The organism is Methylotenera sp. (assembly GCF_013141425.1).
Lineage (GTDB): Bacteria > Pseudomonadota > Gammaproteobacteria > Burkholderiales > Methylophilaceae > Methylotenera.
In genome coordinates this window covers 24348-47048 of record NZ_JABFRA010000074.1, presented here as the reverse complement: position 1 = coordinate 47048, position 22701 = coordinate 24348, and the positions used below count along the sequence as shown (strand labels likewise).

The following is a 22701-nucleotide window of genomic DNA, read 5'->3' as shown; positions in this document are numbered from 1 at the left end:
GAGAACTATGATGGGTCTTTACAGATATATCTTAATTCCAGCTATAACATTCTGCCTAAGCACTAATGTTATAGCGGATACACTTAAAAGCCCACTTGAAGCAAGAGAATTAACTAACAAAGTAATGTCCAAAATGGATGAAGGCGACATAGAAAGTGGTTTGTTATTACTTAAGCCATATTCAATAGTCCCACCAGCAGAATTTGACGTTTTGCTCGACAAACTTAAAATGCAACTCCCAGTAATGTCTCAGCGCTTTGGAAATAGTATTGGGCATGAATTTATACGTGACGAGAAGTCTGGCGAAAATATTCTACGAATTACTCAAATTCATAGATTCGAAAAGCACCCTATGCGTTGGTGCTTTTACTTTTATCAAGGTAAGAATGGATGGGTTCTGAATACTTTTATTACTGACGATGACATACGTCAACTGTTCTAATAATAATCAGCAACCTCATTCAGCGCATAAAGCTTCACTAACTACTCCCACCACCAAATTCCCTTGCTGTCGCGCCGAGTAGCGCAGTCTAGATGGGAGGTTTCGGTATTCGGCTGTTTGAGCCCAAATGATTTTGTTGAACAGGTTTCCGATTGCGGCCACTTAAAGACGAGCAACGCAGAAAACAAGTGACAGGGGGTAGCCTTTCACAACCGACTTAGCGCTTTAGCACTAAGCGAGTTTAGGGATGCCCCTTGCGGGTATTCTTTGATTGCTTTCTATTGGCTACACAAAAGAAAGCAATTCGCCAGTCGCGCGAAAGCGACCAATAACCAATATGAATAAATCTTATATTCAAAGTCACTAGATTCCGACCTACGTCGGAATGACAACGTGGTAGCCAAGAGATTACATGTCATGCGCGGAATGACGCACACACCGCTTAAAGGTATAATCTAGCTATTCAGTTAAATTTCAAGAATAGTTAAATTATGCAACAGCAGTACCCATTCAAAGAAGTCGAACAATCCGCCCAAACATACTGGGAAAATAATCAAACTTTTACCGCTTCTGAGCAATCAGATAAGCCAAAATACTATTGCTTATCGATGTTCCCCTACCCTAGTGGACGCTTGCATATGGGGCATGTGCGTAACTATACGATTGGCGATGTACTCAGTCGCTTTCACAAAATGAAGGGTTTTAACGTGATGCAACCAATGGGTTGGGACGCGTTTGGCTTGCCTGCAGAAAATGCTGCGATTAAAAATAATACGGCGCCTGCAAAATGGACATACGAAAATATCGAACACATGAAAACCCAGCTTAAACAACTGGGTTTAGGTGTGGACTGGAATCGCGAGATTGCCACTTGTAAGCCCGAATATTACAAATGGGAACAATGGCTATTTACTGAGCTTTTCAAAAAAGGTCTCATCTACAAAAAAACTTCAACCGTGAATTGGGACCCAGTTGACGGCACAGTCTTAGCGAATGAGCAAGTGATTGATGGCCGCGGCTGGCGTAGTGGCGCCTTGGTTGAAAAGCGTGATATTCCACAATACTTTATGAAAATCACCGCATATGCGGAAGAGCTATTGAATGACTTGGATAAGCTAGAAGGCTGGCCTGAACAAGTTAAAACCATGCAACGCAACTGGATTGGCAAAAGCTTCGGTTGCGAAGTTGAATTTCCAATTGTTGATCAAGCAGGCAATTTAAAGGTTTATACCACACGCCCGGACACGCTAATGGGTGCAACGTATGTGGCGGTTGCTGCAGAGCATGCTTTAGCAACACAAGCCGCGCAAAACAACCCTGCTTTAGCTGAGTTTATTGCTGAATGTAAACGCGGCAGTGTGGCAGAAGCAGATGTTGCAACGGCTGAGAAAAAAGGGATGGCAACTGGCTTGTTTGTGACGCATCCGCTGAATGGCGAAAAATTACCAGTTTGGGTAGCCAACTATGTATTAGCGAGCTACGGTGAAGGCGCAGTGATGGCCGTGCCTGCGCATGATGAACGTGATTTTGAGTTTGCAGCTAAGTATAATTTGCCAATTAAAGCAGTGATCACTTCGACTGGCTCAGTAACCAACGGTACTCTTCCAATGACAGAACATGGCGTGTTATTTGATTGTGGTGATTTTAACGACTTAGATTTTGATGGGGCAAGTGCGGCGATTGCCTCCGCCTTATCCGCTAAAAACTTAGGCAAACGTCGCACCCAATATCGCCTCCGTGACTGGGGGGTTTCACGCCAACGCTACTGGGGCTGCCCTATCCCCATTATTCACTGTGACAAATGCGGGGAAGTGCCAGTGCCTGCCGAGCAATTGCCAGTGGTATTGCCAGAAGACGTAGTGATGGATGGTGTAGGCTCTCCAATTAAAAAAGACCCGAGTTTTTTTGAGACCACTTGTCCAACCTGTGGCGGCAAAGCCACTCGCGAAACCGATACTTTAGACACGTTCTTTGAATCATCTTGGTACTTCGCACGTTACGCCAGCTTTGATAGCAAAACAGCCATGGCAGATGAACGTGCAAACTACTGGTTGCCTGTTGACCAATATGTGGGCGGCATTGAGCATGCGATTTTGCATTTACTTTACGCACGCTTTTTTAACAAACTGATGCGCGATGTGGGTTTACTGAAAAATGACGAGCCGTTCACCAACTTGCTTACACAAGGCATGGTGCTAAAAGATGGCACAAAAATGAGCAAATCCAAAGGCAATACGGTTGACCCGCAAGAGTTAATTGATACTTATGGCGCTGATACCGCGCGTTTATTCATGATGTTTGCTGCGCCACCTGAACAAAGTTTAGAATGGGCTGACAGCGGCGTGGAAGGTGCAAATCGCTTTTTACGTAGGTTATGGAAAGCGACTTACGATCATGTTGAATTAGGTCAAATTGCGGCTTATAAAGCTGGCGATTTATCTGCCGAACTCAAAGCAATTCGCTTGCAATTGCATACTACTATCGAAAAAGTAGCGGATGACTATGGTCGCCGCCATAGCTTTAACACGGCGATTTCATCTGTAATGGAACTAATGAATGCTTTAGCCAAACTTGAAGGCACGGATGAAATTACCCGTAGCGTGCGCCAAGAAGTTTTACAGAATGTCGCGTTATTGCTATCGCCTATCGTGCCGCATATCTGCCAAGCAATTTGGGCAGAGCTTTGCCCACAAAGCCATATTTTAGAGGCTGGCTGGCCTGCAGCAGATACAGCGGCCATGGTGCAAGACAGTGTGGAATACGTAATTCAAGTGAATGGAAAGTTACGTGGTAGCATTAACGTAGCGAAAACTGAAACTAAAGAAGCTTTAGAAAAACTGGCACTTGAGCAGCCTTTTGTGCAAAAATTCATTTTAGTAAACATGTCTGTACGCAAAGTGATTGTTGTGCCAAATAAACTCATTAATGTGGTTGTGGGGTAAGTGATGCAAAAATTCATACGCCGTATCAGTGTTGGACTAATTTTTACGCTAGCGCTGTCTGCCTGCGGCTTTCAATTGCGCGGCATCGCTGAGTTATCGTTTAAAAACCTATATATTCAAGGTAGCCCACTGAGTATTTCCAAAGATTTAAAACACGCGCTTAAAACCAATGGCATACAGGTGGTTGATAGCGTTGAACAAGCTGAATTATTAATTGAGTTGTTGAATGAAAGCAATGAAAAACGCATTCTGTCTTTAAGTGGTAAAGGTGTAGTGCGTGAATTTGAGCTAACCTACCGCGTAAGCTTCAGAACACGTGAACCTGCCAGCGCTACGTGGAGTGCGCCTCAAACCGTACAAACTCGGCGAGATTTTTCATACAGCGACAATGCCTTGCTAGGAAAAGCCGAAGAAGAAGTGCTACTTAATAATGACATGCACAAAGATGCCGTGCGTGAAGTAATGCGCCGTCTAACAGCAATTAAATTAACAGCTAAATAACTCAGCACGCATGCAATTAGCCCCAGCGCATCTTGAAAAGCACCTTAGCCAAGGCTTAAAGCCGCTTTATGTATTGGTTGGCGATGAGCCGCTTGCTCAACGTGAAAGTCTGGATGCAATTCGTTTGGCAGCCCGGACGCTGGGCTTTGACGAACGCACCAGCTTAATTGTAGAACGCTATTTTAATTGGCAGCAGATTCAATCCTATGGTCAAAGCATCTCGCTTTTTGCCAGTCAGCGCTTATTAGAAATCAACATTCCCTCGGGCAAACCGGGAGTGGATGGTAGCAAAGCGCTACAAGCACTGGCAACAAACGCGATACCAGACACCACAGTTGTGATTATTCTGCCAACACTGGAACGCGAAGCTAAAAATAGCGCTTGGTTTAGTACCTTAGAAAGCAATTCAGTCGTAATCACATTAAACGAAGTAGATGCAAACCATTTACCAAAATGGATAGCCGAGCGACTAGCACTGCAAGGGCAACACACCAGTACACAGACATTGGAGTTTTTAGCACATCAGGTTGAAGGTAATTTACTAGCGGCCAATCAGGAAGTGCAAAAACTGGGACTTTTATACCCAAAAGGTGAGCTCGCGGATGTGACTGTGCGCGAGGCGGTGTTGAACGTGTCACGTTACGATGCGTTTCAGCTAGGCGAGGCCGTTTTATTGGGTGACGCAGCGCGAACATCACGCATCTTGCAAGGGCTAAAAGATGAAGGTGAAACTGCGGTAGCAGTGATGAATCCTTTAATGTGGATATTACGGCCATTAGTCCGTATCAAACAGGCTGAACTACGCGGTGAAAATATCATGAGCGCCATGACAAGCGCACGTATTTATGGCGATAAACAGGTACTGGTGAAACGTGCACTGGCGAGATTTAGTCTAAGACAACTTGAAGCCGCCCTACAAAAACTAGCGGATATCGACAAAACTGCCAAAGGGGTCATGCTTGGTGACGCCTGGCTGGAAATTTCAAGATTATGCTTTGGGTTAGCGCGTGTACGTAGTCGCTAGCGCATACCATGCATAAAAAAGTATAATCGCTCATGGATATTAAAAACTACATGCAACAATTGGGTATAGCCGCACGTAAAGCGTCTCGCTTTATGGCAAGTGCCGATACCAACATTAAAAACCAAGCGCTTACGAATATCGGCGATGCAATCTTGCGCGAAAAAGAGGCACTGCTGGTAGCAAATAAGCTGGATTTAGATGCGGCACGTGCAAGCGGGTTAGATGAAGCCATGCTGGATCGACTCACCATTACCGAGAAATCCATCAAAACCATGGTGGAAGGTTTAAAGCAAATCGTGAGTTTGGCCGACCCTATTGGTGAAATGACGGATTTCAAGTATCGTCCTAGCGGCATTCAGATTGGCAAAATGCGCGTGCCATTGGGCGTGATTGGTATTATTTACGAAGCGCGTCCCAATGTAACGGTAGATGCGGCTGGGCTTTGCATTAAGTCTGGCAATGCTGCTATTTTGCGCGGTGGTAGCGAGGCTATTCATTGCAATCAGGCCTTAGCAAAACTAGTGCATGAAGGATTAGAAAAAGCAGGCTTACCAACCACTGCCGTGCAAGTGGTTGAAACGACTGACCGTGCCGCTGTGGGCGAGTTAATTACCATGAAGCAATATGTAGATGTGATCGTTCCACGCGGTGGCAAAGGGCTAATAGAACGTATTAGCAATGATGCGCGTATTCCTGTGATTAAACATCTCGATGGTAATTGCCATGTTTACGTGGATGACGATGCGGATTTTGACAAAGCCTTGCGGATCCTAGAGAACAGCAAAACGCAAAGACTTGGTACTTGCAATACGGCCGAATCATTACTGATTGCTCGCTCTGTAGCCAAAGAAATGTTGCCAAAACTGGCCGACATGCTTACTTCGCACAGCATTGAAATACGGGGCTGTGCAGAAACCTGTACGCTGGTAAAACAAGCTGTGCCTGCTTCGGATGAGGATTTTTATACGGAATATTTAGCCGCCATCATCTCTTGCAAAATCGTGGGCGGTCTGGAGGAAGCCATAGCGCATATCAACCAACATTCAAGCCAACACACTGAAGCGATTGTTACTGAGAACTACACCAAAGCACGCAAATTCTTACGTGAAGTGGACTCCAGCAGCGTCATGGTGAATGCTTCCACACGCTTTGCAGATGGCTTTGAATATGGGTTAGGCGCTGAAATAGGCATCTCGACGGATAAACTACACGCGCGTGGACCCGTCGGTTTAGAAGGTCTGACCTCACTAAAATACATCGTACTAGGCGACGGCCACGTAAGGGCTTAACAAGGGTTCAACGTGCAAACCATTGGCCTGCTAGGCGGCACATTCAATCCCATCCATTTTGGCCATTTACGCATGGCGCAAGAGTTAGCAGAGTCACTCAACTTAGACGAAGTCCGTTTTATTCCCTCGGCCAACCCGCCACATAAACACGCACCCTTAGTCAGCGCAGAACAGCGTGCCACCATGGTGCGACTGGCGATTGCCGACAATCCATTATTTAAATTTGACGAGCGCGAACTAAACCGCAAAGGAGCATCCTTTACCATTGACACCTTAGTGAGTCTGCGTGATGAACTGGGTGAAAAAACCAGCCTAGTACTGATTATGGGTAGCGATGCCTTTGTCAAATTCGATACATGGCATCGTTGGCAAGAAATTATCAAGTTATGCCATATCGCTCTGGTGCAAAGGCCCGATAAGAAGCCTACAGAGGCATTATCAAAAACGCTGGCGCTTTTTTTAGAGCAACACTACACCGAACAAGTGGATGATTTACATACCGCTGCCGTTGGCTCTGTTACCATGCAAGCCATTACACCTTTAGAAATTTCCTCCACCGCGATTCGCCGCACTTTGCAGCATCAAGGTTCTGCGCGCTATTTAGTACCACAAAATGTGCTTGATTTTATTGCTAGTAATCACCTGTATAGCACTTAACTATTTTTTACTTTCCATCGAACAATTCCTATTAACTCGTTGTGATTTTTGCGTTATGCTTTGAACAACTTTAAAAGGGCCGCATCATGCAGAAACCAACACATAAAAGAAACCTGAGCTTAGTCCTAGTGACTGCCACCGCATTGTTCATTTCAGCTTGTGGCACAAACCCTGTTACAAAAAAAAGAGAGTTGCAACTCGTTTCTGAATCACAAGAAATCTCCATGGGCGCGCAGAATTATGGCCCGGCACGCCAATCTCAAGGTGGCGATTACGTTATCGACCCTGAACTTACCGCTTATGTGCAAAGTGTTGGCAATCGATTAGCTAAAGTATCAGATCGCCAATTGCCTTATGAATATACTGTGCTGAACGATTCTGTACCAAACGCTTGGGCCATGCCTGGCGGAAAAATAGCGTTTAATCGTGGCTTGCTATATGAATTAAACAGCGAAGCCGAGCTCGCTGCTGTGATGGGTCATGAAATGGTGCATGCCGCTGCTAGGCACGGTGCGAAGAGCATGGAGCGCGGCATTTTCATGCAAGGCGCGATGATTGCAGTGGGCATTGGTGCGCAAAATACCGATTACGCCAACTTGATTGTAGGTGGCGCACAACTAGGCGCGCAATTGGCAACCAGCAAATATGGCCGCGATGCGGAAAGTGAATCAGACTTATACGGCATGCAGTACATGAAAAGGGCGGGTTACGACCCAACCGCTGCCGTGACTCTTCAAGAAACCTTTGTGCGCTTAAGCGCAGACCGTAAAAGCAATTTTATTGAGGGCTTATTTGCCAGTCACCCGCCTTCTCAAGAACGCGTAGACGCCAACAAAATAACGCTAGCCAAAGTTGGAGCTGGCGGTGAGTGGGGTAAAGAAATTTATGCGCAAAAAGTCGGCAAACTTAAATCCACTCAAGCAGCTTATAAAGCCTATGACGAAGGCGTAAAAGCACTTGCCGCAAAAGATACCGTAAAAGCAACCACATTAGCTAAACAGGCAATTGCGGGCGAACCACGTGAAGCACGCTTTCAAGAGTTGTTAGGCGACATTGCGCTGACACAGAAAAAACCGCAAGAAGCCTTAACCTTTTACGACAAGGCCATCAAAATGCAGCCAGACTACTTTAAACCGCACATCCAAAGCGGCATTGCGTTGTTTAATTTAGGTAAAAAACCCGAAGCAGAACCTTACCTTAAACGGGCGAATGAGTTACTACCTACGGCACCTGGACATGCCTTACTTGGCCAAATCGCAGAAGAGCGCGGCCAAACCGACTTGGCATTACAGCATTATCAAGTAGCGGCTGGATCAAATTCTGAAATCGGCAAGGAAGCCACTACGCGTGGTATGCGCATTGATTTGCCGCGCAATCCTGCCAAATATATTCAAGCTGGCGCACAAGCGGACAACGCAGGCAACCTGTATGCTGTCGTTCAAAACGGCACCAGCGTGCCAGTGGGACGTGTTCAGGTACGTGTAGTAAAATATGATGCACAAACTGGCCGTGCCGTAGCACAAAGCGCACCCATGACGATTTCAGGAGGCATAGCGCCTGGCAAACGTAATCAAATTGCTGTTGGAACAAAAGTAGCGACAGCGCAAGAAGCGCAATTATATAAAGTGGTGGTAGAAGCGGCTGAAGTTGCTCAATAAGACAGCTCGGAGCTTTATTTTTTAAGCACTGAGCTGATTTTAAAAATCAAATTGCGCCGCGCCCATCCAGCACACCACACTTAAGCATGGCGCTGCAATACGCTGTTTCAAGCTAGTTACGTTTTCATCAAACATACTCATATTTGGGTCAATTTGATTAGCCACCCAGCCCGACAGAATTAATCCGCGCGACTTAATGGCTTCAACTGTTAAAAGCGCATGGTTGATACAGCCAAGTTTAATACCAACCACTAAGACAATTGGCAGATTCAACTGCACGGCCAAATCTGCCAGCGTTTCAGTTTTGTTAAGCGGCACTAAAAAACCACCAGCACCTTCTACAATCACCACTTCTGCCAAGTTACTTAACTTCTCATAAGCGTGTTTGATTTTATTTATATCAATACTCACACCAAGCTGCTCGGCGGCAAGATGGGGCGCAATTGCAGGTGCAAACCGGAAGGGATTAATTAAATCCAAGTCTGCACTGACATTGCTTTCACTGACCAAAGCCGTTACATCTTGGTTAATTAGCTCATTTTTTTTATTGACTACACAGCCCGACGCAATCGGTTTCATGCCGATGGTTTTTAAATCCTGAGCAACAAAGTGCTTCACTAAGGCGCTAGCAATATAGGTTTTACCTACATGAGTATCAGTACCAAGAACAAAATAAGATTGACCCATGTTATTTTTTTCTCGGACTAAATGTCACAGGTGAAACACCGTCCTCAAATTTTGGCTTATCTTGCCCCCGCCATGCATGACCGTAAACCACTTCGAAGGTAGCAGGCAACTTGCCAGCTTGTCTAAATTGTTCGTAGCTCGCTTCTAATTTTGTCAAAAATCCACGACCAAGCAAGCCACGCGAACGACCATCCGTGGCGTTATGTGCGCCTATACTTTTGAGATCACGCATTACACTTTTTACATCATCGTAAGTCAGCGTGAATCTTTCCACATCGAGCACTGGCGCACTAAAGCCAGCGCGCACTAAGGCATCGCCGATATCATGCATATCAATAAACCGACTCACACTGGTCACGCCAGCTTGTCCGCTGGTTGCTGCGCGCAATTCTTTCAAGGTATCGGGGCCAAAAGTACTAAACATTAGCAAGCCTTCTGATTGCAAAACACGATGAAATTCCTGAAAGGTTTTATCTAAATCATTCACCCATTGAATCGCTAAGTTAGACCAAAGCAACCCAATACTGGCGTTAGCTAAAGGCAAGGATTCAATATCGGCACACAATAAGTTCTGCGCTGTTCCACCAAACAAACTTTTGACTTGATTGAACAAACCCGCATGCGCCATGGCACGTGCTTTCTGCAGCATGGGTAAAGCAAAATCTAGTGAAACGACTTGCGATTTTGCAAAGCGCTTTTGCAGTGCATGACTTGCAAGGCCTGTGCCACAACCCGCATCCAGTATGACTTGTGGGCTAATCTTCACTAAATCCAGGCGACTTAGCATTTCATCACGTACTTGTTTCTGCACAATTGCTGCACCATCATAGGTTTCGGCGGCGCGGCCAAACGATGTGCGCGCACGTGCTTTATCTATCGTGTAAATATCTTGCATGAAAATTAATTGGGTTCCAAAAATTGAACCAAGGTGTCAACAAATTGTTCCTGATGCGACAAAAATGGCGCATGTGAGGCGCCCGACATAACGCGTAAAAAACCGGCCGGCAAATTCTGCATCATCCAGTGCGCCGCTTGCACGGGAGCAAGCGTGTCTCGATCACCATGAATAAGTAAAGTAGGCTTTCTTAAGCGCAAGACTTCTGACCTTAAGTCCGTTTCCAGCAAGATATCCAGTGCTCTTCGTAGCGTCTGCGTTGTCGGCGCGGGACGCTCTTCTAATTTTTTACGTAGCAATCTTACGGTAAATCGCGCACTCTTATCGCCCATGCATTGCAAGGTTAAAAACTGTGTCAGTGTTTTGTGGTAATCGCTGTCCATGTTTTTTGCAAATTGCCTAAATATGTCTGGGGCAATGCCTAATTTCCACTCCGTTTGCGACATAAAGTTTTCTTTATTCACAAAACAAGGGGTTGAACCAACTAAAACCAGCCGACGCACCGCATCAGGGTGGTCAATGGCAATACGCATTGCCACTTGCCCGCCCCAAGACCAGCCAACAATATCCGCGTTGGCTGGTAACATTTCCGCAACTTTTTCCGCAATAATATGTAAATGGTAGGGCTCAGTTGGGCGACTTAAACCCATACCGGGCAAATCTACAATGTGCAGCGTAAACAACTTACTCAAGCTTTTCACAATTGGCTGCCAAACGGCGCCGCTCATTCCCCAACCATGTAATAACACAAGGTTGGGGCCTGAACCGGTAGTTTCGATATGAATGTTGGCTGGAATGATATTCATAGCACTTGCTCTGCCTGTTGGATTGCCGAAATGAGTTGTTTAATATCGTCTAATGAATGCGCTGCCGAAAGTGAAATGCGTAGCCTAGCCGTTCCGACCGGGACGGTGGGTGGTCGTATTGCTGGCACTAATATACCAATATTTTGCAAAAATTCGCTTAAAGCCAAAGCCTCGAGATTACCCCCCACCAACAAAGGTTGTATTGAGGTTTGCGATGGCAATAACTGCCATTTTTTGCAATGTAAATTGTCTTTAAAGTAAGCAATCAAACTACGCAAATGCGTACGTAAATCATCGCCCTCTTCTATTAGCTTAACTGAGGCAGATAAGGTGGCAGACAAGGCAGGTGGCGCAGGCGTTGAGTAAACATAGCTTTTGGCAGTTTGAATTAAATAATCAATCACTACACTTTCACCCGCAACAAAAGAGCCAGCCACACCCGCGGCTTTACCTAAAGTAGCCATCATGATAATGCGTGGGGATTTTAATTTAAGGTGATTTAGCGAACCTTGACCATGCTCACCCAGCACACCAAAACCATGCGCATCATCAACATACAAGTAAGCATCATATTTTTCGCAAAGCGCTAAATATTCAGCCAATGGCGCTATATCGCCATCCATACTAAACACCGCATCCACCGCTATCAGTTTATATTTTGCGGTGCTGACTTTAAGTAGCTTTTCAAGTGCGGCCACATCGTTATGGGCAAAACGGTTAAATTCTGCCAACGAATAATAGCCGCCATCATTCAAACAGGCGTGATTTAATTTATCCGCAAAAATCGCATCACCGCGGCCAACCAGAACACCTAGCACACCAATGTTCGCCATGTAGCCGGTAGAAAACAATAGTGCGGCCGGCATATTCACAAACTTGGCCAATTGCTTTTCTAAGTCATCGTGGTAGCGATGATGCCCCGTCACCAGTCCAGATGCGCCGCTACCAACACCTGAATCGCCCGCCGCTTTTTGCATCGTAGCAATGAGTTCAGGACGATTAGCCAAACCTAAATAATCATTACTGCAAAAGGATAAATACGGTTTGTTATTGGCAACAATATGCTCGGCCTGCGGAGAATCGAGCAAACGCCTTTGGCGCAGCAAGCCTTCCGCTTTGCGTTTTTCTAATGCGAGTTGTAAAGAAGCCAGCATGTTAGATTTTATTAATACCTAACTTTGCAAACAGCGCTTTATCGCTAGAGGCTTCTGGGTTAGCTGTCGTTAGTAATTTTTCGCCGTAAAAAATACTATTTGCACCCGCAAGAAAACACATCGCTTGAATGCCTTCACTCATACTTTGGCGGCCTGCTGATAAACGTACATAACTGGTTGGCATGGTGATACGCGCCGCCGCAATAGTGCGCACAAACTCAAGATGGTCTAGCTCTTCTGTGCCGTGCAATGGCGTACCTTCAACTTGCGTGAGCAAATTAATCGGCACGCTTTCCGGTGGGCGCTCCATATTGGCTAATTGCGCTAACAAACCCGCGCGCTGATTGCGCGATTCGCCCATGCCAATAATGCCGCCGCTACACACGTGAATATCTTGGCTGCGCACGCGATCCAAAGTATCTAAACGGTCTTGATAAGTACGTGTAGTAATCACATCACCATAAAACTCTGGTGCGGTATCCAAATTATGGTTGTAATAGTCTAAACCCGCCTCTTTTAACTGCTCGGCTTGACCCTCTTTTAACATACCCAATGTCGCGCAAGTTTCTAAACCCATGGCTTTTACTTCGGCAATCATTTTCAACACTGGCTCTAAATCGCGCTGTTTTGGGCCACGCCACGCAGCGCCCATACAGAAGCGGCTTGCGCCATTGTCTTTAGCTTCTTGCGCGGCAGCCACCACATCATCCAGCTTCATCAAAGGCTCATCTTCCACCTCAGTGTGGTAACGTGCCGCCTGTGGACAGTAACCACAATCCTCCGAACAGCCCCCTGTTTTAATCGACAATAACGTACTAACTTGCACGGCATTTGGGTTAAAGTTCGCACGATGCACAGTTTGCGCCTGATACATTAAATCGCTGAAAGGCAGCTCAAATAATGCGACAATATCTGCTACGTTCCAACGATTCACTGTATTGGGTTCAGAAGTATGGTTAAGATTGGCTTTTAGACTATCGGTATTAATGATTGCATGCGAGACGGTTTCGAGCATATGCGGTTCCCTTTAAGAGGCTTGAATTATTGTGAGATTATACCTTGTCAACAAAAAGTGGCGCAAACCTTAAACATGCGATTAAAATTTAAGCAGATTTTATCCAATAAGCTATCAATTGGGTTATTTAATCACCTGTTCAAACAACGCTGCCTGCTATGTACAGCGCAAAATGCAGGCGAGCTTGGCTTATGTGAAGCATGCCTAAACGACTTGCCTTGGCACACCGCACCACAATGCCCCCAATGTGGTTTAAATTCAAACGGCTTCGTATGTGGCAGTTGCTTAAGTTCCCCACCCGATTTTGACGCAACTTACAGCGTATTTACCTACGACTTCCCAATAGACGCCATGATGCAAAGCTATAAATATGGCAACAAACTAAATCTAGCAAACATCTTTGGACAAATGCTGGGTAAAAGAGTCGATTTAACAAATGTAGATTTAATCATTCCAATGCCCATGCACCCCACGCGCCTAAAAGAACGTGGCTTTAATCAAGCGCTAGAAATTGCCAAAATCATCACAAAAAATCATCCTGAGAAATTAGATTTCACCACACTGCAGAGGCAAAAGTACACGCCACCGCAAGCCAGCCTGCCATTAAAAGAACGTGTTAAAAATATTAAAGGTGCATTTAAAGTAACCAACCATTTAACGGGCAAGCGCATCGCCATTATCGATGACGTAATGACCACGGGTGCGAGTTTAAATGAACTTGCCAAAACGTTAAAACTAGCGGGCGCGGCGCAAGTGGAGTGCTGGGTAATTGCGCGGACGTTACAAAAATAACGCTCGTTTGCACAGAGATGACAATTGATGATATGTTACACAACATCATCAAACCTATTGAAAACTAAAAAAGACAAAACAAGCGAGCTAAGGCAGCGCTAAATAATACGAGTCCCCACCTCAACCGCACCCATCTCAATTGGGTAACGTTTATCAAAATGCAAAATAAAGCGTTTAATCCAATCTAAATATACCTGCTCAGTTCTAATGCTATAATGTCTTAGTCGAATTTTTCCACGAACTTGTTCTAAAAGTTTGGGGGACTCTGGACTTGTAGCAGAAGTTGATATAAAGTTTTGCATAATTCACGCCGTATAGAAATATAAATTTTAGGCAATACTAAAAATTGTTAATACAATGATTTTATTAAATATTTTATTTTTAAAAATTAAATGGCTTTCATATTTGACGCTTTTAAAAGCTTTAAATAGGATGCCTACTTTACGTTAGGGTTTCACATTGATAGAGTTAATTAAAAACTATTGGTGGGCTATTTGGGCAGCTTTAGTTGTTACTCTTTTATTGCGTTATCGTTTGGTAAAGCGTGGAGGAAATGAGCTTTTTTTAAGGCGCCTACTTTACGCCTTTTCTCCAAACACCGAACCAACAAACGAGAAACGTAGTAAATTAAGCGTTTGGGTTGTTGCGTTCGCTCTTTTTGGTGTCGCCGTTGCTATGGCTGCAAATTTTTACCTTAGTTTATAGTGCTGTGGCTATTTAACCTTTTTAGTTTTGTGGGGTGCGGTATGTTGGTTCTTCATTGTCTAACCCATCATTCAAGCGGGACTGTGGACTTGCCCTAAAAAAGTAGACACATCACTCTAACTTTTGAGGAGATGTGGCATGGCAAGAACAATCAAACGAGCATATGCTCGATATTCAGAATCATTTAAAGCTGAGGCAGTACGATTAGCTTCTCAACCTGGCATATTAGTGCAAGATGTGGTGCAGTCTCTAGACATCCACCCCTTTATGCTGTCACGATGGAAGAAACAATCGCGTGAGGGACTTATCATGGTGAATCAATCTGCAAATGAACCTGAACTAGTCAATGAAGCTGAGCTACTGCGCTTACGTGAAGTGGAGAAAGCCTATGCCCAGCTTAAGCTGGAGCATGACCTTTTAAAAAAAGCCATCAAATTCACTTCCGATGTAAAACGGACATCTTCCGCTTCATCGCCCAAAATAGCCAAGATTTCTCGATCCAAATGATGTGCGAGAAATACAAGGTATCGCGGAGTGGGTTTTATGCTTGGCAGAGGCGGCCAGCATCTTTACGTACACAAACTGATGCTACACTGTGTGAACATGTACGTGAAGTCCATCAGTTAAGTCATGAAGCCTATGGCAGCCCACGTATCCATGCTGCATTGAAGCATCAAGGCATTTATTGTGGACGTCATCGAGTTGCGAGGCTCATGCGTACCATTGGCATTGCAGGACGCGCTAGTCGCCTGTATTGGACTAATGCAGGCAACCATGCTTTCTTTCAACGCCATGGCAATGAGAAGCTAGGGATGGCTGCGCCCAGCACTGTGAATCAACTTTGGGTGGGTGATGTGACTTTTATTAAAACAGGCAATGGTTGGCATTACTTAGCGGTGGTGATGGATATGTTCTCACGTCGTATTATTGGTTGGGCATTGGCTAATCACCGTAAAGCAAGCTTAACCTGTGAGGCGCTCCAGATGGCCATCAGTGCAAGGAAGCCAGATGCTGGCCTATGGTTTCATTCTGACCGTGGTATTGAGTATGCGGCACTTGAATATCAGGCATTATTAATGCAATATGGCATCAAACCAAGCATGAACCGTCCGCGGCAATGTACGGATAACGCGCATATGGAATCATTCTTCCATTCATTCAAGAGTGAATGGATACATGGTTTCCGATTTAAGGGAGGGGACGATTTGAAGATGGCAATCAAACAGTATATTGAGGACTTTTATAATCCTGTACGTTTGCATTCAGGTATCGGCTATCAATCACCGATAGCGTTGGAAGCAGCAGGTTAAACGAGTGTCCACTTTTTACGGGCAAGATCACTGGCTAAACCCAGCCCCTTAATTCAAACGTTAGGCATACCGCAATGACATGGAGTTACGAAGAACTGGAGCAGCAACTCCTCGCTTATGGGCAAGCGGCGTCTGTGCGTGGCAATAAGCTCTTAAAGGTGTTCTTCGGCATTTTTGGAGCTGCAATCACGATCATCGTGCTTATGATTATGTGTATCATCTCCAAGCCATATGCTACTGCGGGTCTGGTGGCTACTCTCTCGGCATTTGGTTTATTGGCTACATACGTAATTGTTACCGCAAGGGCATTCCATAAAGTTAATGGGGTGTTTTGCCCGCATTGCGGAACCTCAATGGTGTGGTTCGGAAATGTTCTAGACGACCTTGAAGAAGACGGCCTTGAAAAGCCCGACAACTTGGAGTGCCCTAAATGTCACGGCGTAGTGGTAAAGAAGAATGCCTAACCCATCTCTAGGGACTTCCCCTACCTGTCAAGCAAAATTATCCTAACACCCGTTTTACGGGTGTGATTGAATTTCTGTTTTTGCGTTTACTTCCTTACTTTTCCGCTTAAAATCCTGCTGTCGGGGGACAATAGGGGACAGACCCCAATTAAAAGCCACTAAATTTTCAGTGGTGATAAAACAATACCACCTGCTAAAACATAATGAGGGCAGTTAATCCTACACTTAACATGATGCAACTTCTGCGTAACCCTTCGGTTAAATTAGCCCGCATACGGCGGATTAGCTTGCGTAATCCGCCGTATGAAAACGCTTACTTTCGGCGCAATACGCGGAACATCGCTGGTTACAAGAACTTTTATAACACCTAACAAATAACTTCCCCGCATTACATGCAGGCTACAACGCTAAATAACGATACTCTGGGAGCCAATATCCATGAGGGTCGCAGAGCATGTGTTTTAGCCTGCGTAGGGCGTATTACGTTGCACTAATACGTCCTACCACAAACCACCTAAAAATTGGATTCGTGAAAAATGACGAAGTTTTTAGTTTGTTCGTCATCATCTGCTGTTTTCAATTAAAATTGCGGCATACAAACTTCAAACGAAAACTTCCTTCATGTTTCACATTGTGCTTTTTGAGCCTGAAATACCCCCAAACACAGGTAACATCATTCGCTTATGCGCTAATACTGGTGCAGCTTTGCATTTGGTGAAACCTTTGGGGTTTAGCTTAGATGACAAGCAACTTAAACGCGCGGGTTTGGATTATCACGAATATTCAACAGTACAAGTGCATGAAAACTGGGCGGCTTGCAAAGCGGCGCTGTCTGGCAAGCGCTTATTTGCAATTACTACCAAAGGTAGCACGCGGCATAGCGATATTGAATTTAAAGTGGACGATGTATTTGTTTTTGGCCCAGAAACGCGTGGCTTGCCTGAAGAGATTCGGAGTGAATTCACGGCAGAACATAGACTGCGCTTGCCCATGTTGCCTGATAGCCGAAGTTTGAATTTATCTAATTCTGCGGCCGTCTTGCTTTATGAAGCTTGGCGTCAAATAGGCTTTGAGGGTGGCGCGTAACTTACTTGCGCCGCATACCGCGCAGGGTAAATAGCAAAATAATTGACGGTAGCCACACCCACATAAATTCTGATTTAATCACCGCAAAACCACGTTCAGTAAAGAATCGGCTAATGCCGATAGGCGAAACCGCTATCGGCCGATATTCAAAAAATACGCGCTCGTTTGAATAGGGCCAATACAACGTTACGCCCAAGCCGCCATTGGTGCACATGTCGAGCAAGGGATGAGAAACCACTGCGATGAATACCAGCAAAAAGACCACCCATGCGCGACTTTTTAATTGGCGACTGATGCAGGCGGCTAAAAGTGCAACTAACAGCGCAAAGGCAATAGAATGCGTAAAGCCACGATGCCCCCATTGCGATGCGTAGGAAATGCCTAACTTAAAACCGATGGTGTCAAAGTCTGGCAAAATGGCACAAAAAGCGGCAAAGAAAAGCAGGCGACGACTGGCAATTTTTCCTATACCCAAGCTGGTGGCAACAGGCACGGCAACATGGGTAAAAATTGTTGGCATTTAAATTCCTTTGCTTTTAAAGACAGCAATCAGAATATAACGCTTATGTGAATTGAGTGTGAAGTGGAATTTAGCCTGAGGCTAAGCACTTTTTGTATTTTTAAAACACCTAAAAAATCTCGAATAACAGCAATACAACTGCTATTTGATAGATTATTTATAAATTAAATCGCTTCTGGTTTTTGCTCGCGTCCCAGCAAATCGGTTACCGCATCTTTTGCACTTTTACCGTTAGAAAGCGCTTGGTTCACTTCATAAGTAATTGGCATATCAACACCAATGGTATTGGCGCGACGCATTACTTCACGTGCCGTGTTCACGCCTTCGGCTACATGGCCTAAACCTTGCAAAATATCCGCTAAAGACTTACCGCTGGCTAATTGCAAGCCAACTTCACGGTTTCTTGAGTATTGCCCAGTACAGGTTAAAATCAAATCGCCTGCGCCAGCTAAGCCCATAAACGTTTCGGTAGAAGCGCCTAGCGCCACACCAAAACGTGTCATTTCTGCCAAGCCACGAGTAATCATGGCTGCACGGGCGTTGTTACCAAAACCCATTCCATCAGAAATACCAGCGGCAATCGCCATCACGTTCTTAACCGCACCACCAACTGAAACGCCAATCACATCCGTCGTATGATAAACACGCAAGTTAGCACCATGAATCAGCAGTGCCGCTTCATTAGCAAAAGCTTCATCATTTGCCGCAAGCGTTACCGCTGTAGGCAAGCCACGCACTAACTCTGCCGCGAAGCTTGGGCCAGAGAGTGCGCCCCATTTTTGCTCATTGCCGAGTTCTTCTAATGCCACCTCATAAGGCAACTTGGCGGATTGCGGTTCTAAGCCTTTATGTGCCCAGATAATCGGCAGCTTACAACCTAGTGCTTTGATATCTTGCAGTATGCCTCTAAAGCCAGCGGTAGGGACAACAGAGAGGATTAAATCCGCCCCATCCAGCGCCGTGGCTAAATCGTCTTCAACTTGCAGTTGCTCGTTAAATTTGAAATCGCCCAGATACATGGGGTTGGCGCGCGCTTTACGCATACCTGAAACATGGCCAGCGTTTCGCGCCCACAATGAAACTTGATGGCGCTGACTGATATTCATCGCAAGAGCGGTACCCCATGCGCCCGCGCCAAGAACGGCTATTTTATAGCCATTAGGATTGGAGCTAACGATTTTCGCCATTTAATTAGCACCCCATGACGACGACAGTAAAACATAACCTATGACTCCATCACGATGCTTCACTTTAATCCAACCATTACTCAGCTTTGCATCCGCCACTTCCAGCACTACGTCTTTGTCCACAGTCGCTATTAAGTTAGATGTCGCATCGGCCGCTTGCCTAATCTCCGCTCCATTGACAGTGATGATGACAGTGTGTTTATTCGCCAACTGCTTTGCCTCCACCCAATTTAACCCGCCTTGCGCATCGCGCACTTTAAGCCAGTCGCCTAAATTAACGACAATTTCAACGGGGTAATTTTGACTCAGCAATAAGACTTTTTTAGCCGCGCTGGAAGGCGCATCATAAAGCACCGCTTTTGGCGCCGATACGGAACGAAAATCTAGCGCCAATGCCGATAATGGCATCAACGCTAACATTAAGCTTGTGAAAAGTTCTATTGAATAATTTCTAGGCATTAAAAAACTAGTGTGTCGCTGTAGCCGCTGCGGCTTCGGCTTGCTGTTTTTGCTGTGCGTATAAGGCTTCAAAATTGATTGGATTTAACAATACTGGTAAGAAACCAGCACGTACAATTAAATCTGAGACCGTTTCACGTGCGTATGGGAATAAGATATTTGGGCAGGTAATGCCAATAATCATGTCCAGATTATCTTCTGGAACGTTGCGAATTTGGAAAATACCCGCTTGCTCTACCTCAACCAAAAATACTGTTTTATCTTCAATTTTTGAAGTAACGGTTACTTTAATTGCCACTTCAAACAAACCTTCATCGAGCACTTGTGCGCGATTGCTCAATTCAATGCCCACTTGTGGTTGCGTACGATCTGTAAAAATTTGCGGAGCATTCGGAATTTCTAATGACGCATCTTTAACGTAGATTTTTTCGATACTAAAACCTGGTTGCTGTGCTTGTTCTTGTGTTGCGTTGTTTTCTTCTTGTGCCATGATGTTTTCTTTAGTTTCTAATTAAATAAAAGGTTAAATGAATAAAATACTGCTTAAAATGCTATTTTATCAGAGATTAAGCGAATCTTTACTTAGCGAGTAGTGGCTCTAATCCGCCCGCCCGATCAAGTGCGCGCAATTCATCAAAACCACCGATATGGCGATCATCAATATAAATTTGCGGCACGGTGCGACGCCCAGTTTTTTGCATCATCTCGACACGTAGCTCTGGTTGTAAATCAACACGAATCTTATTGATAGCCGTCACGCCTTTGCTTGTCAGAAGCCGCTCGGCATTGATGCAATAAGGGCATACCGCCGTGGAATACATCGTTACTGTGGGCATCAACTCACTCCGTTCTCGGCATCTTCGTTTGCGGCTTTTTTATTGCTTACACTTTTTTTCACGCTCGTTTTATTAACTGTTGCTTTATTGGCTGCAGCTTTGGCCACTAGCACTTTATTTACAACTGGCAATTTAGCTTCAAGCCAGGCGCTGATGCCACCTTGTAAATTATGCACTTGTGTAAATTCCGCCTTGCGTAAAATATCACAAGCTTTAGCAGAGCGCACACCGCGCTGGCAATTCACTAAAATCGGCTTATTTTGGTATTTTTTAAGCTCGCCAATACGCTGCGCTAACGCATCAACAGGAATGTTGCTTGCATCCGCGATATGTCCACTAGCAAATTCCGCTTCATCTCGCACATCAAGCACCACGGCATTTGAGCGATTAATCAGCGTCACTGCTTCTGCTGGGCTTAAGTTTGGTACGCCACCCGCACCTTTTCTTAACGAAGGCAATAACAACATCAAACCTGAGCCAATGGCCAAACCAATCAACAAAATATTACTTTTAATAAATTCCACGTACTTCCTCTCATTAATTTATACAGTAGACATGGTGTCATTTTTAGCGAAATTCAACCAATGCCTCACACTTTTTTTATTCACGAACTTTTACGTCTAGATATAAGCCGATTTTACGTGTAAATGCGCTAAAATGGTGATATTAGCATTACATTTTTTACGCAAGCTTATTAGGCGAATCGTTATGTCTACACCAACCAACATTACTCCAGTTTGCTTACTAATTTTAGATGGCTTTGGTTATCGCGAACAATCTACGGATAACGCGATCGCGCAAGCCAAAAAACCCAATTGGGATCATTTATGGAAGCGTTTTCCTCACACCCTGATTGATGCCTCTGAGCATTATGTAGGCTTACCAGACGGTCAAATGGGCAACTCTGAGGTAGGTCACCTGAATATTGGTGCGGGTCGTGTAGTGTTTCAGGATTTTGAACGCATCAACAACAGTATTGCCAGTGGTGAATTTTTCAAGCACCCCGAACTCTCACCTGCACTGAACAACCTAAAACAGCAGGATAAAGCTTTGCATATTTTTGGCCTGCTTTCTGATGGCGGTGTGCACAGTCATCAAAATCATCTCTATGCCATGTTAGAAATGGCAGCAAAACATGGCCTGACAAAAGTGTATCTCCATGCATTTTTAGATGGGCGCGATACGCCGCCAATCAGTGCCGCGCCTTTTATTGAAGCGCTTGAAAAAAAATGTACTGAACTCGGTGTAGGAAAAATCGCTTCAATTAGCGGCCGCTTTTATGGCATGGACCGCGACAAACGCTGGCCACGCGTTGAAGTGGCTTATAAACTTTTTACCGAAGGCATCGGAGAGTTCAACGCCGAAACCGCTGCTATTGGACTTAAAGATGCTTATGCACGTGGCGAAAATGATGAATTCGTCAAAACAACTTCCATCCATAAAGTAGGTGAAAAGCCTGTACATCTAGAAGATGGCGACTTAGTGGTTTTCATGAATTTCCGCTCTGATCGGGCACGTCAGTTAACACATGCGTTACTAGCTGAAGAATTTGATGGCTTCCATCGACGTCATGTACCCAAACTAGCCGGTTATTTCACATTAACCATGTACGACAAAAAAGAAACCAAAGCTTCGGTTATTTTTCCACCTGTGGATGTGCGCAATACCTTTGGTGAATATCTCTCAACACTAGGATTGACCCAATTACGAATCGCTGAAACTGAAAAATACCCCCACGTGACCTTTTTCTTTAACGGCGGCGAAGAACACATTTTTTCTGGCGAAGACCGTATCTTAGTGCCTTCTCCTCAAGTGGAAACCTACGATTTACAACCTGAAATGAGCGCATTTGAGGTCACCGAAAAGCTGGAAGAAGCGATTCTAAGTAAAAAATATAATGCCATTGTTTGTAATTATGCCAACGGCGACATGGTAGGCCACACTGGTAGCCTGAAAGCGGCAATAGCTGCAATAGAAACGCTGGACACCTGCATTGGCCGCATTGTGAATGCCATGCAAAGCATCGGTGGCGAAGTGATTATCACCGCTGACCATGGCAATGCCGAAACCATGTTTGATGTTGAAAACAATCAACCGCATACACAGCACACTACCAATAAAGTACCGCTTATTTATATAGGGCGTGATGCAAGCTTAGCTCCGAATGGCGCACTCTCCGATTTAGCTCCTACCCTGTTAAAAATGATGGGATTGGCACAACCTATCGAAATGACGGGTAAAAACATTATTGATTTTAGTCTTAAGAGTTGAT

At 45.0% G+C, this 22701-nt stretch carries 26 protein-coding genes; 14 read left to right on the top strand and 12 right to left on the bottom strand.

Going from position 1 to position 22701, the window contains the following annotated elements; all coding sequences use genetic code 11:
* The first annotated feature begins 10 nt into the window (after positions 1 to 10).
* The 7 genes from HOO90_RS06535 to HOO90_RS06505 all read left to right on the top strand — a co-directional run bounded on the left by HOO90_RS06535 (position 11) and on the right by HOO90_RS06505 (position 8513).
* The gene (locus HOO90_RS06535; protein ID WP_292841105.1) at positions 11 to 442 is read left to right on the top strand and encodes a hypothetical protein; all 432 of its coding nucleotides are present in this window, start codon (positions 11 to 13) and stop codon (positions 440 to 442) included.
* A 491-nt stretch (positions 443 to 933) separates the two neighbouring features.
* Entirely contained in the window at positions 934 to 3384 is a 2451-nt protein-coding gene (leuS, locus tag HOO90_RS06530) for a leucine--tRNA ligase (protein WP_292841102.1), read from the top strand.
* Positions 3385 to 3387: 3 nt separating this feature from the next.
* Positions 3388 to 3885 (top strand): LPS assembly lipoprotein LptE, encoded by a 498-nt coding sequence (gene lptE, locus HOO90_RS06525; protein ID WP_292841100.1) that lies wholly within the window; start codon positions 3388 to 3390, stop codon positions 3883 to 3885.
* A 10-nt stretch (positions 3886 to 3895) separates the two neighbouring features.
* A complete protein-coding gene (holA, locus tag HOO90_RS06520) occupies positions 3896 to 4909 on the top strand; it encodes a DNA polymerase III subunit delta (protein WP_292841097.1) in 1014 nt (337 codons plus the stop codon).
* A gap of 32 nt (positions 4910 to 4941) precedes the next feature.
* On the top strand, positions 4942 to 6198 hold the full coding sequence (locus HOO90_RS06515) for a glutamate-5-semialdehyde dehydrogenase (RefSeq protein ID WP_292841094.1): 1257 nt from the start codon (positions 4942 to 4944) through the stop codon (positions 6196 to 6198).
* Positions 6199 to 6210: 12 nt separating this feature from the next.
* Positions 6211 to 6855 carry a nicotinate-nucleotide adenylyltransferase gene (gene nadD / locus HOO90_RS06510; RefSeq protein ID WP_292841092.1) on the top strand — a complete coding sequence of 215 codons (645 nt, stop codon included), beginning with the start codon at positions 6211 to 6213 and terminating at the stop codon, positions 6853 to 6855.
* Positions 6856 to 6941: 86 nt separating this feature from the next.
* Complete coding sequence (locus HOO90_RS06505; RefSeq protein WP_292841089.1) at positions 6942 to 8513, top strand: M48 family metalloprotease; 1572 nt, start codon at positions 6942 to 6944, stop codon at positions 8511 to 8513.
* Between the two features lie 39 nt (positions 8514 to 8552).
* On the opposite strand, the gene bioD is transcribed toward HOO90_RS06505, so the two are convergent.
* Genes bioD through bioB form a run of 5 tightly spaced genes read right to left on the bottom strand, consistent with a single transcriptional unit; the run spans position 8553 to position 13070 of the window.
* Positions 8553 to 9200 (bottom strand): dethiobiotin synthase, encoded by a 648-nt coding sequence (bioD, locus tag HOO90_RS06500; RefSeq protein WP_292841086.1) that lies wholly within the window; start codon positions 9198 to 9200, stop codon positions 8553 to 8555.
* A 1-nt stretch (position 9201) separates the two neighbouring features.
* Positions 9202 to 10095, bottom strand: coding sequence for a malonyl-ACP O-methyltransferase BioC (bioC, locus tag HOO90_RS06495; protein ID WP_292841084.1), 894 nt, complete (start codon positions 10093 to 10095; stop codon positions 9202 to 9204).
* Positions 10096 to 10100: 5 nt separating this feature from the next.
* Positions 10101 to 10901, bottom strand: coding sequence for a pimeloyl-ACP methyl ester esterase BioH (bioH, locus tag HOO90_RS06490; RefSeq protein WP_292841081.1), 801 nt, complete (start codon positions 10899 to 10901; stop codon positions 10101 to 10103).
* A complete protein-coding gene (gene bioF / locus HOO90_RS06485) occupies positions 10898 to 12055 on the bottom strand; it encodes an 8-amino-7-oxononanoate synthase (protein WP_292841078.1) in 1158 nt (385 codons plus the stop codon). Before bioF ends, bioH begins: the two co-directional genes overlap by 4 nt.
* A gap of 1 nt (position 12056) precedes the next feature.
* Complete coding sequence (bioB, locus tag HOO90_RS06480) at positions 12057 to 13070, bottom strand: biotin synthase BioB (RefSeq protein WP_292841075.1); 1014 nt, start codon at positions 13068 to 13070, stop codon at positions 12057 to 12059.
* 75 nt (positions 13071 to 13145) lie between these two features.
* Between bioB and HOO90_RS06475 the strand changes: the two genes are divergently transcribed.
* Positions 13146 to 13862: a ComF family protein gene (locus HOO90_RS06475; protein ID WP_292841072.1), complete on the top strand. Its 717-nt coding sequence runs from the start codon at positions 13146 to 13148 to the stop codon at positions 13860 to 13862.
* Positions 13863 to 13960: 98 nt separating this feature from the next.
* Here the strand turns inward: HOO90_RS06475 and HOO90_RS06470 are convergent, their stop codons facing one another.
* Positions 13961 to 14164, bottom strand: coding sequence for a phage integrase N-terminal SAM-like domain-containing protein (locus tag HOO90_RS06470; RefSeq protein WP_366928748.1), 204 nt, complete (start codon positions 14162 to 14164; stop codon positions 13961 to 13963).
* Positions 14165 to 14321: 157 nt separating this feature from the next.
* Here HOO90_RS06470 and HOO90_RS06465 point away from each other — a divergent pair, with 157 nt between their 5' ends.
* The 5 genes from HOO90_RS06465 to trmL all read left to right on the top strand — a co-directional run bounded on the left by HOO90_RS06465 (position 14322) and on the right by trmL (position 17427).
* Positions 14322 to 14567, top strand: coding sequence for a hypothetical protein (locus HOO90_RS06465; protein WP_292841070.1), 246 nt, complete (start codon positions 14322 to 14324; stop codon positions 14565 to 14567).
* Between the two features lie 138 nt (positions 14568 to 14705).
* Complete coding sequence (locus HOO90_RS06460) at positions 14706 to 15074, top strand: transposase (protein WP_292841067.1); 369 nt, start codon at positions 14706 to 14708, stop codon at positions 15072 to 15074.
* Entirely contained in the window at positions 15002 to 15877 is an 876-nt protein-coding gene (locus HOO90_RS06455) for an IS3 family transposase (protein ID WP_366928749.1), read from the top strand. Before HOO90_RS06460 ends, HOO90_RS06455 begins: the two co-directional genes overlap by 73 nt.
* A 74-nt stretch (positions 15878 to 15951) precedes the next feature.
* Positions 15952 to 16341: a hypothetical protein gene (locus tag HOO90_RS06450; protein WP_292841064.1), complete on the top strand. Its 390-nt coding sequence runs from the start codon at positions 15952 to 15954 to the stop codon at positions 16339 to 16341.
* 621 nt (positions 16342 to 16962) lie between these two features.
* Complete coding sequence (trmL, locus tag HOO90_RS06445; RefSeq protein ID WP_292841061.1) at positions 16963 to 17427, top strand: tRNA (uridine(34)/cytosine(34)/5-carboxymethylaminomethyluridine(34)-2'-O)-methyltransferase TrmL; 465 nt, start codon at positions 16963 to 16965, stop codon at positions 17425 to 17427.
* A 1-nt stretch (position 17428) separates the two neighbouring features.
* On the opposite strand, the gene HOO90_RS06440 is transcribed toward trmL, so the two are convergent.
* From HOO90_RS06440 to HOO90_RS06415, 6 genes are all read right to left on the bottom strand, one after another.
* Complete coding sequence (locus tag HOO90_RS06440) at positions 17429 to 17947, bottom strand: metal-dependent hydrolase (protein WP_292841058.1); 519 nt, start codon at positions 17945 to 17947, stop codon at positions 17429 to 17431.
* A gap of 164 nt (positions 17948 to 18111) precedes the next feature.
* Positions 18112 to 19134 carry an NAD(P)H-dependent glycerol-3-phosphate dehydrogenase gene (locus tag HOO90_RS06435; protein WP_292841055.1) on the bottom strand — a complete coding sequence of 341 codons (1023 nt, stop codon included), beginning with the start codon at positions 19132 to 19134 and terminating at the stop codon, positions 18112 to 18114.
* Positions 19135 to 19554 carry an SH3 domain-containing protein gene (locus HOO90_RS06430; RefSeq protein ID WP_366928747.1) on the bottom strand — a complete coding sequence of 140 codons (420 nt, stop codon included), beginning with the start codon at positions 19552 to 19554 and terminating at the stop codon, positions 19135 to 19137.
* A gap of 46 nt (positions 19555 to 19600) precedes the next feature.
* On the bottom strand, positions 19601 to 20083 hold the full coding sequence (gene secB / locus HOO90_RS06425) for a protein-export chaperone SecB (protein ID WP_292841049.1): 483 nt from the start codon (positions 20081 to 20083) through the stop codon (positions 19601 to 19603).
* A gap of 88 nt (positions 20084 to 20171) precedes the next feature.
* Positions 20172 to 20429, bottom strand: coding sequence for a glutaredoxin 3 (gene grxC, locus HOO90_RS06420; RefSeq protein WP_292841046.1), 258 nt, complete (start codon positions 20427 to 20429; stop codon positions 20172 to 20174).
* Positions 20429 to 20953 carry a rhodanese-like domain-containing protein gene (locus HOO90_RS06415; protein ID WP_292841043.1) on the bottom strand — a complete coding sequence of 175 codons (525 nt, stop codon included), beginning with the start codon at positions 20951 to 20953 and terminating at the stop codon, positions 20429 to 20431. Before HOO90_RS06415 ends, grxC begins: the two co-directional genes overlap by 1 nt.
* 184 nt (positions 20954 to 21137) lie before the next feature.
* On the opposite strand from HOO90_RS06415, the gene gpmI reads away from it, so the two are divergent.
* Complete coding sequence (gpmI, locus tag HOO90_RS06410; protein WP_292841040.1) at positions 21138 to 22700, top strand: 2,3-bisphosphoglycerate-independent phosphoglycerate mutase; 1563 nt, start codon at positions 21138 to 21140, stop codon at positions 22698 to 22700.
* Position 22701: the final 1 nt, after the last annotated feature.

Bases quoted from the DNA above. Each gene is read 5' to 3' on its own strand.
- HOO90_RS06535 (WP_292841105.1), top strand. From the start codon at position 11: ATGGGTCTTTACAGATATATCTTAATTCCAGCTATAACATTCTGCCTA.
- bioB (WP_292841075.1), bottom strand. From the start codon at position 13,070: ATGCTCGAAACCGTCTCGCATGCAATCATTAATACCGATAGTCTAAAA.
- HOO90_RS06450 (WP_292841064.1), top strand. From the start codon at position 15,952: ATGACATGGAGTTACGAAGAACTGGAGCAGCAACTCCTCGCTTATGGG.
- grxC (WP_292841046.1), bottom strand. From the start codon at position 20,429: ATGCCCACAGTAACGATGTATTCCACGGCGGTATGCCCTTATTGCATC.
- HOO90_RS06435 (WP_292841055.1), bottom strand. From the start codon at position 19,134: ATGGCGAAAATCGTTAGCTCCAATCCTAATGGCTATAAAATAGCCGTT.
- bioF (WP_292841078.1), bottom strand. From the start codon at position 12,055: ATGCTGGCTTCTTTACAACTCGCATTAGAAAAACGCAAAGCGGAAGGC.
- HOO90_RS06470 (WP_366928748.1), bottom strand. From the start codon at position 14,164: ATGCAAAACTTTATATCAACTTCTGCTACAAGTCCAGAGTCCCCCAAA.
- secB (WP_292841049.1), bottom strand. From the start codon at position 20,083: ATGGCACAAGAAGAAAACAACGCAACACAAGAACAAGCACAGCAACCA.
- HOO90_RS06430 (WP_366928747.1), bottom strand. From the start codon at position 19,554: ATGTTAGCGTTGATGCCATTATCGGCATTGGCGCTAGATTTTCGTTCC.
- bioD (WP_292841086.1), bottom strand. From the start codon at position 9,200: ATGGGTCAATCTTATTTTGTTCTTGGTACTGATACTCATGTAGGTAAA.
- bioC (WP_292841084.1), bottom strand. From the start codon at position 10,095: ATGCAAGATATTTACACGATAGATAAAGCACGTGCGCGCACATCGTTT.
- leuS (WP_292841102.1), top strand. From the start codon at position 934: ATGCAACAGCAGTACCCATTCAAAGAAGTCGAACAATCCGCCCAAACA.
- HOO90_RS06440 (WP_292841058.1), bottom strand. From the start codon at position 17,947: ATGCCAACAATTTTTACCCATGTTGCCGTGCCTGTTGCCACCAGCTTG.
- trmL (WP_292841061.1), top strand. From the start codon at position 16,963: ATGTTTCACATTGTGCTTTTTGAGCCTGAAATACCCCCAAACACAGGT.
- HOO90_RS06505 (WP_292841089.1), top strand. From the start codon at position 6,942: ATGCAGAAACCAACACATAAAAGAAACCTGAGCTTAGTCCTAGTGACT.
- lptE (WP_292841100.1), top strand. From the start codon at position 3,388: ATGCAAAAATTCATACGCCGTATCAGTGTTGGACTAATTTTTACGCTA.
- bioH (WP_292841081.1), bottom strand. From the start codon at position 10,901: ATGAATATCATTCCAGCCAACATTCATATCGAAACTACCGGTTCAGGC.
- HOO90_RS06475 (WP_292841072.1), top strand. From the start codon at position 13,146: ATGCGATTAAAATTTAAGCAGATTTTATCCAATAAGCTATCAATTGGG.
- gpmI (WP_292841040.1), top strand. From the start codon at position 21,138: ATGTCTACACCAACCAACATTACTCCAGTTTGCTTACTAATTTTAGAT.
- holA (WP_292841097.1), top strand. From the start codon at position 3,896: ATGCAATTAGCCCCAGCGCATCTTGAAAAGCACCTTAGCCAAGGCTTA.
- HOO90_RS06515 (WP_292841094.1), top strand. From the start codon at position 4,942: ATGGATATTAAAAACTACATGCAACAATTGGGTATAGCCGCACGTAAA.
- HOO90_RS06460 (WP_292841067.1), top strand. From the start codon at position 14,706: ATGGCAAGAACAATCAAACGAGCATATGCTCGATATTCAGAATCATTT.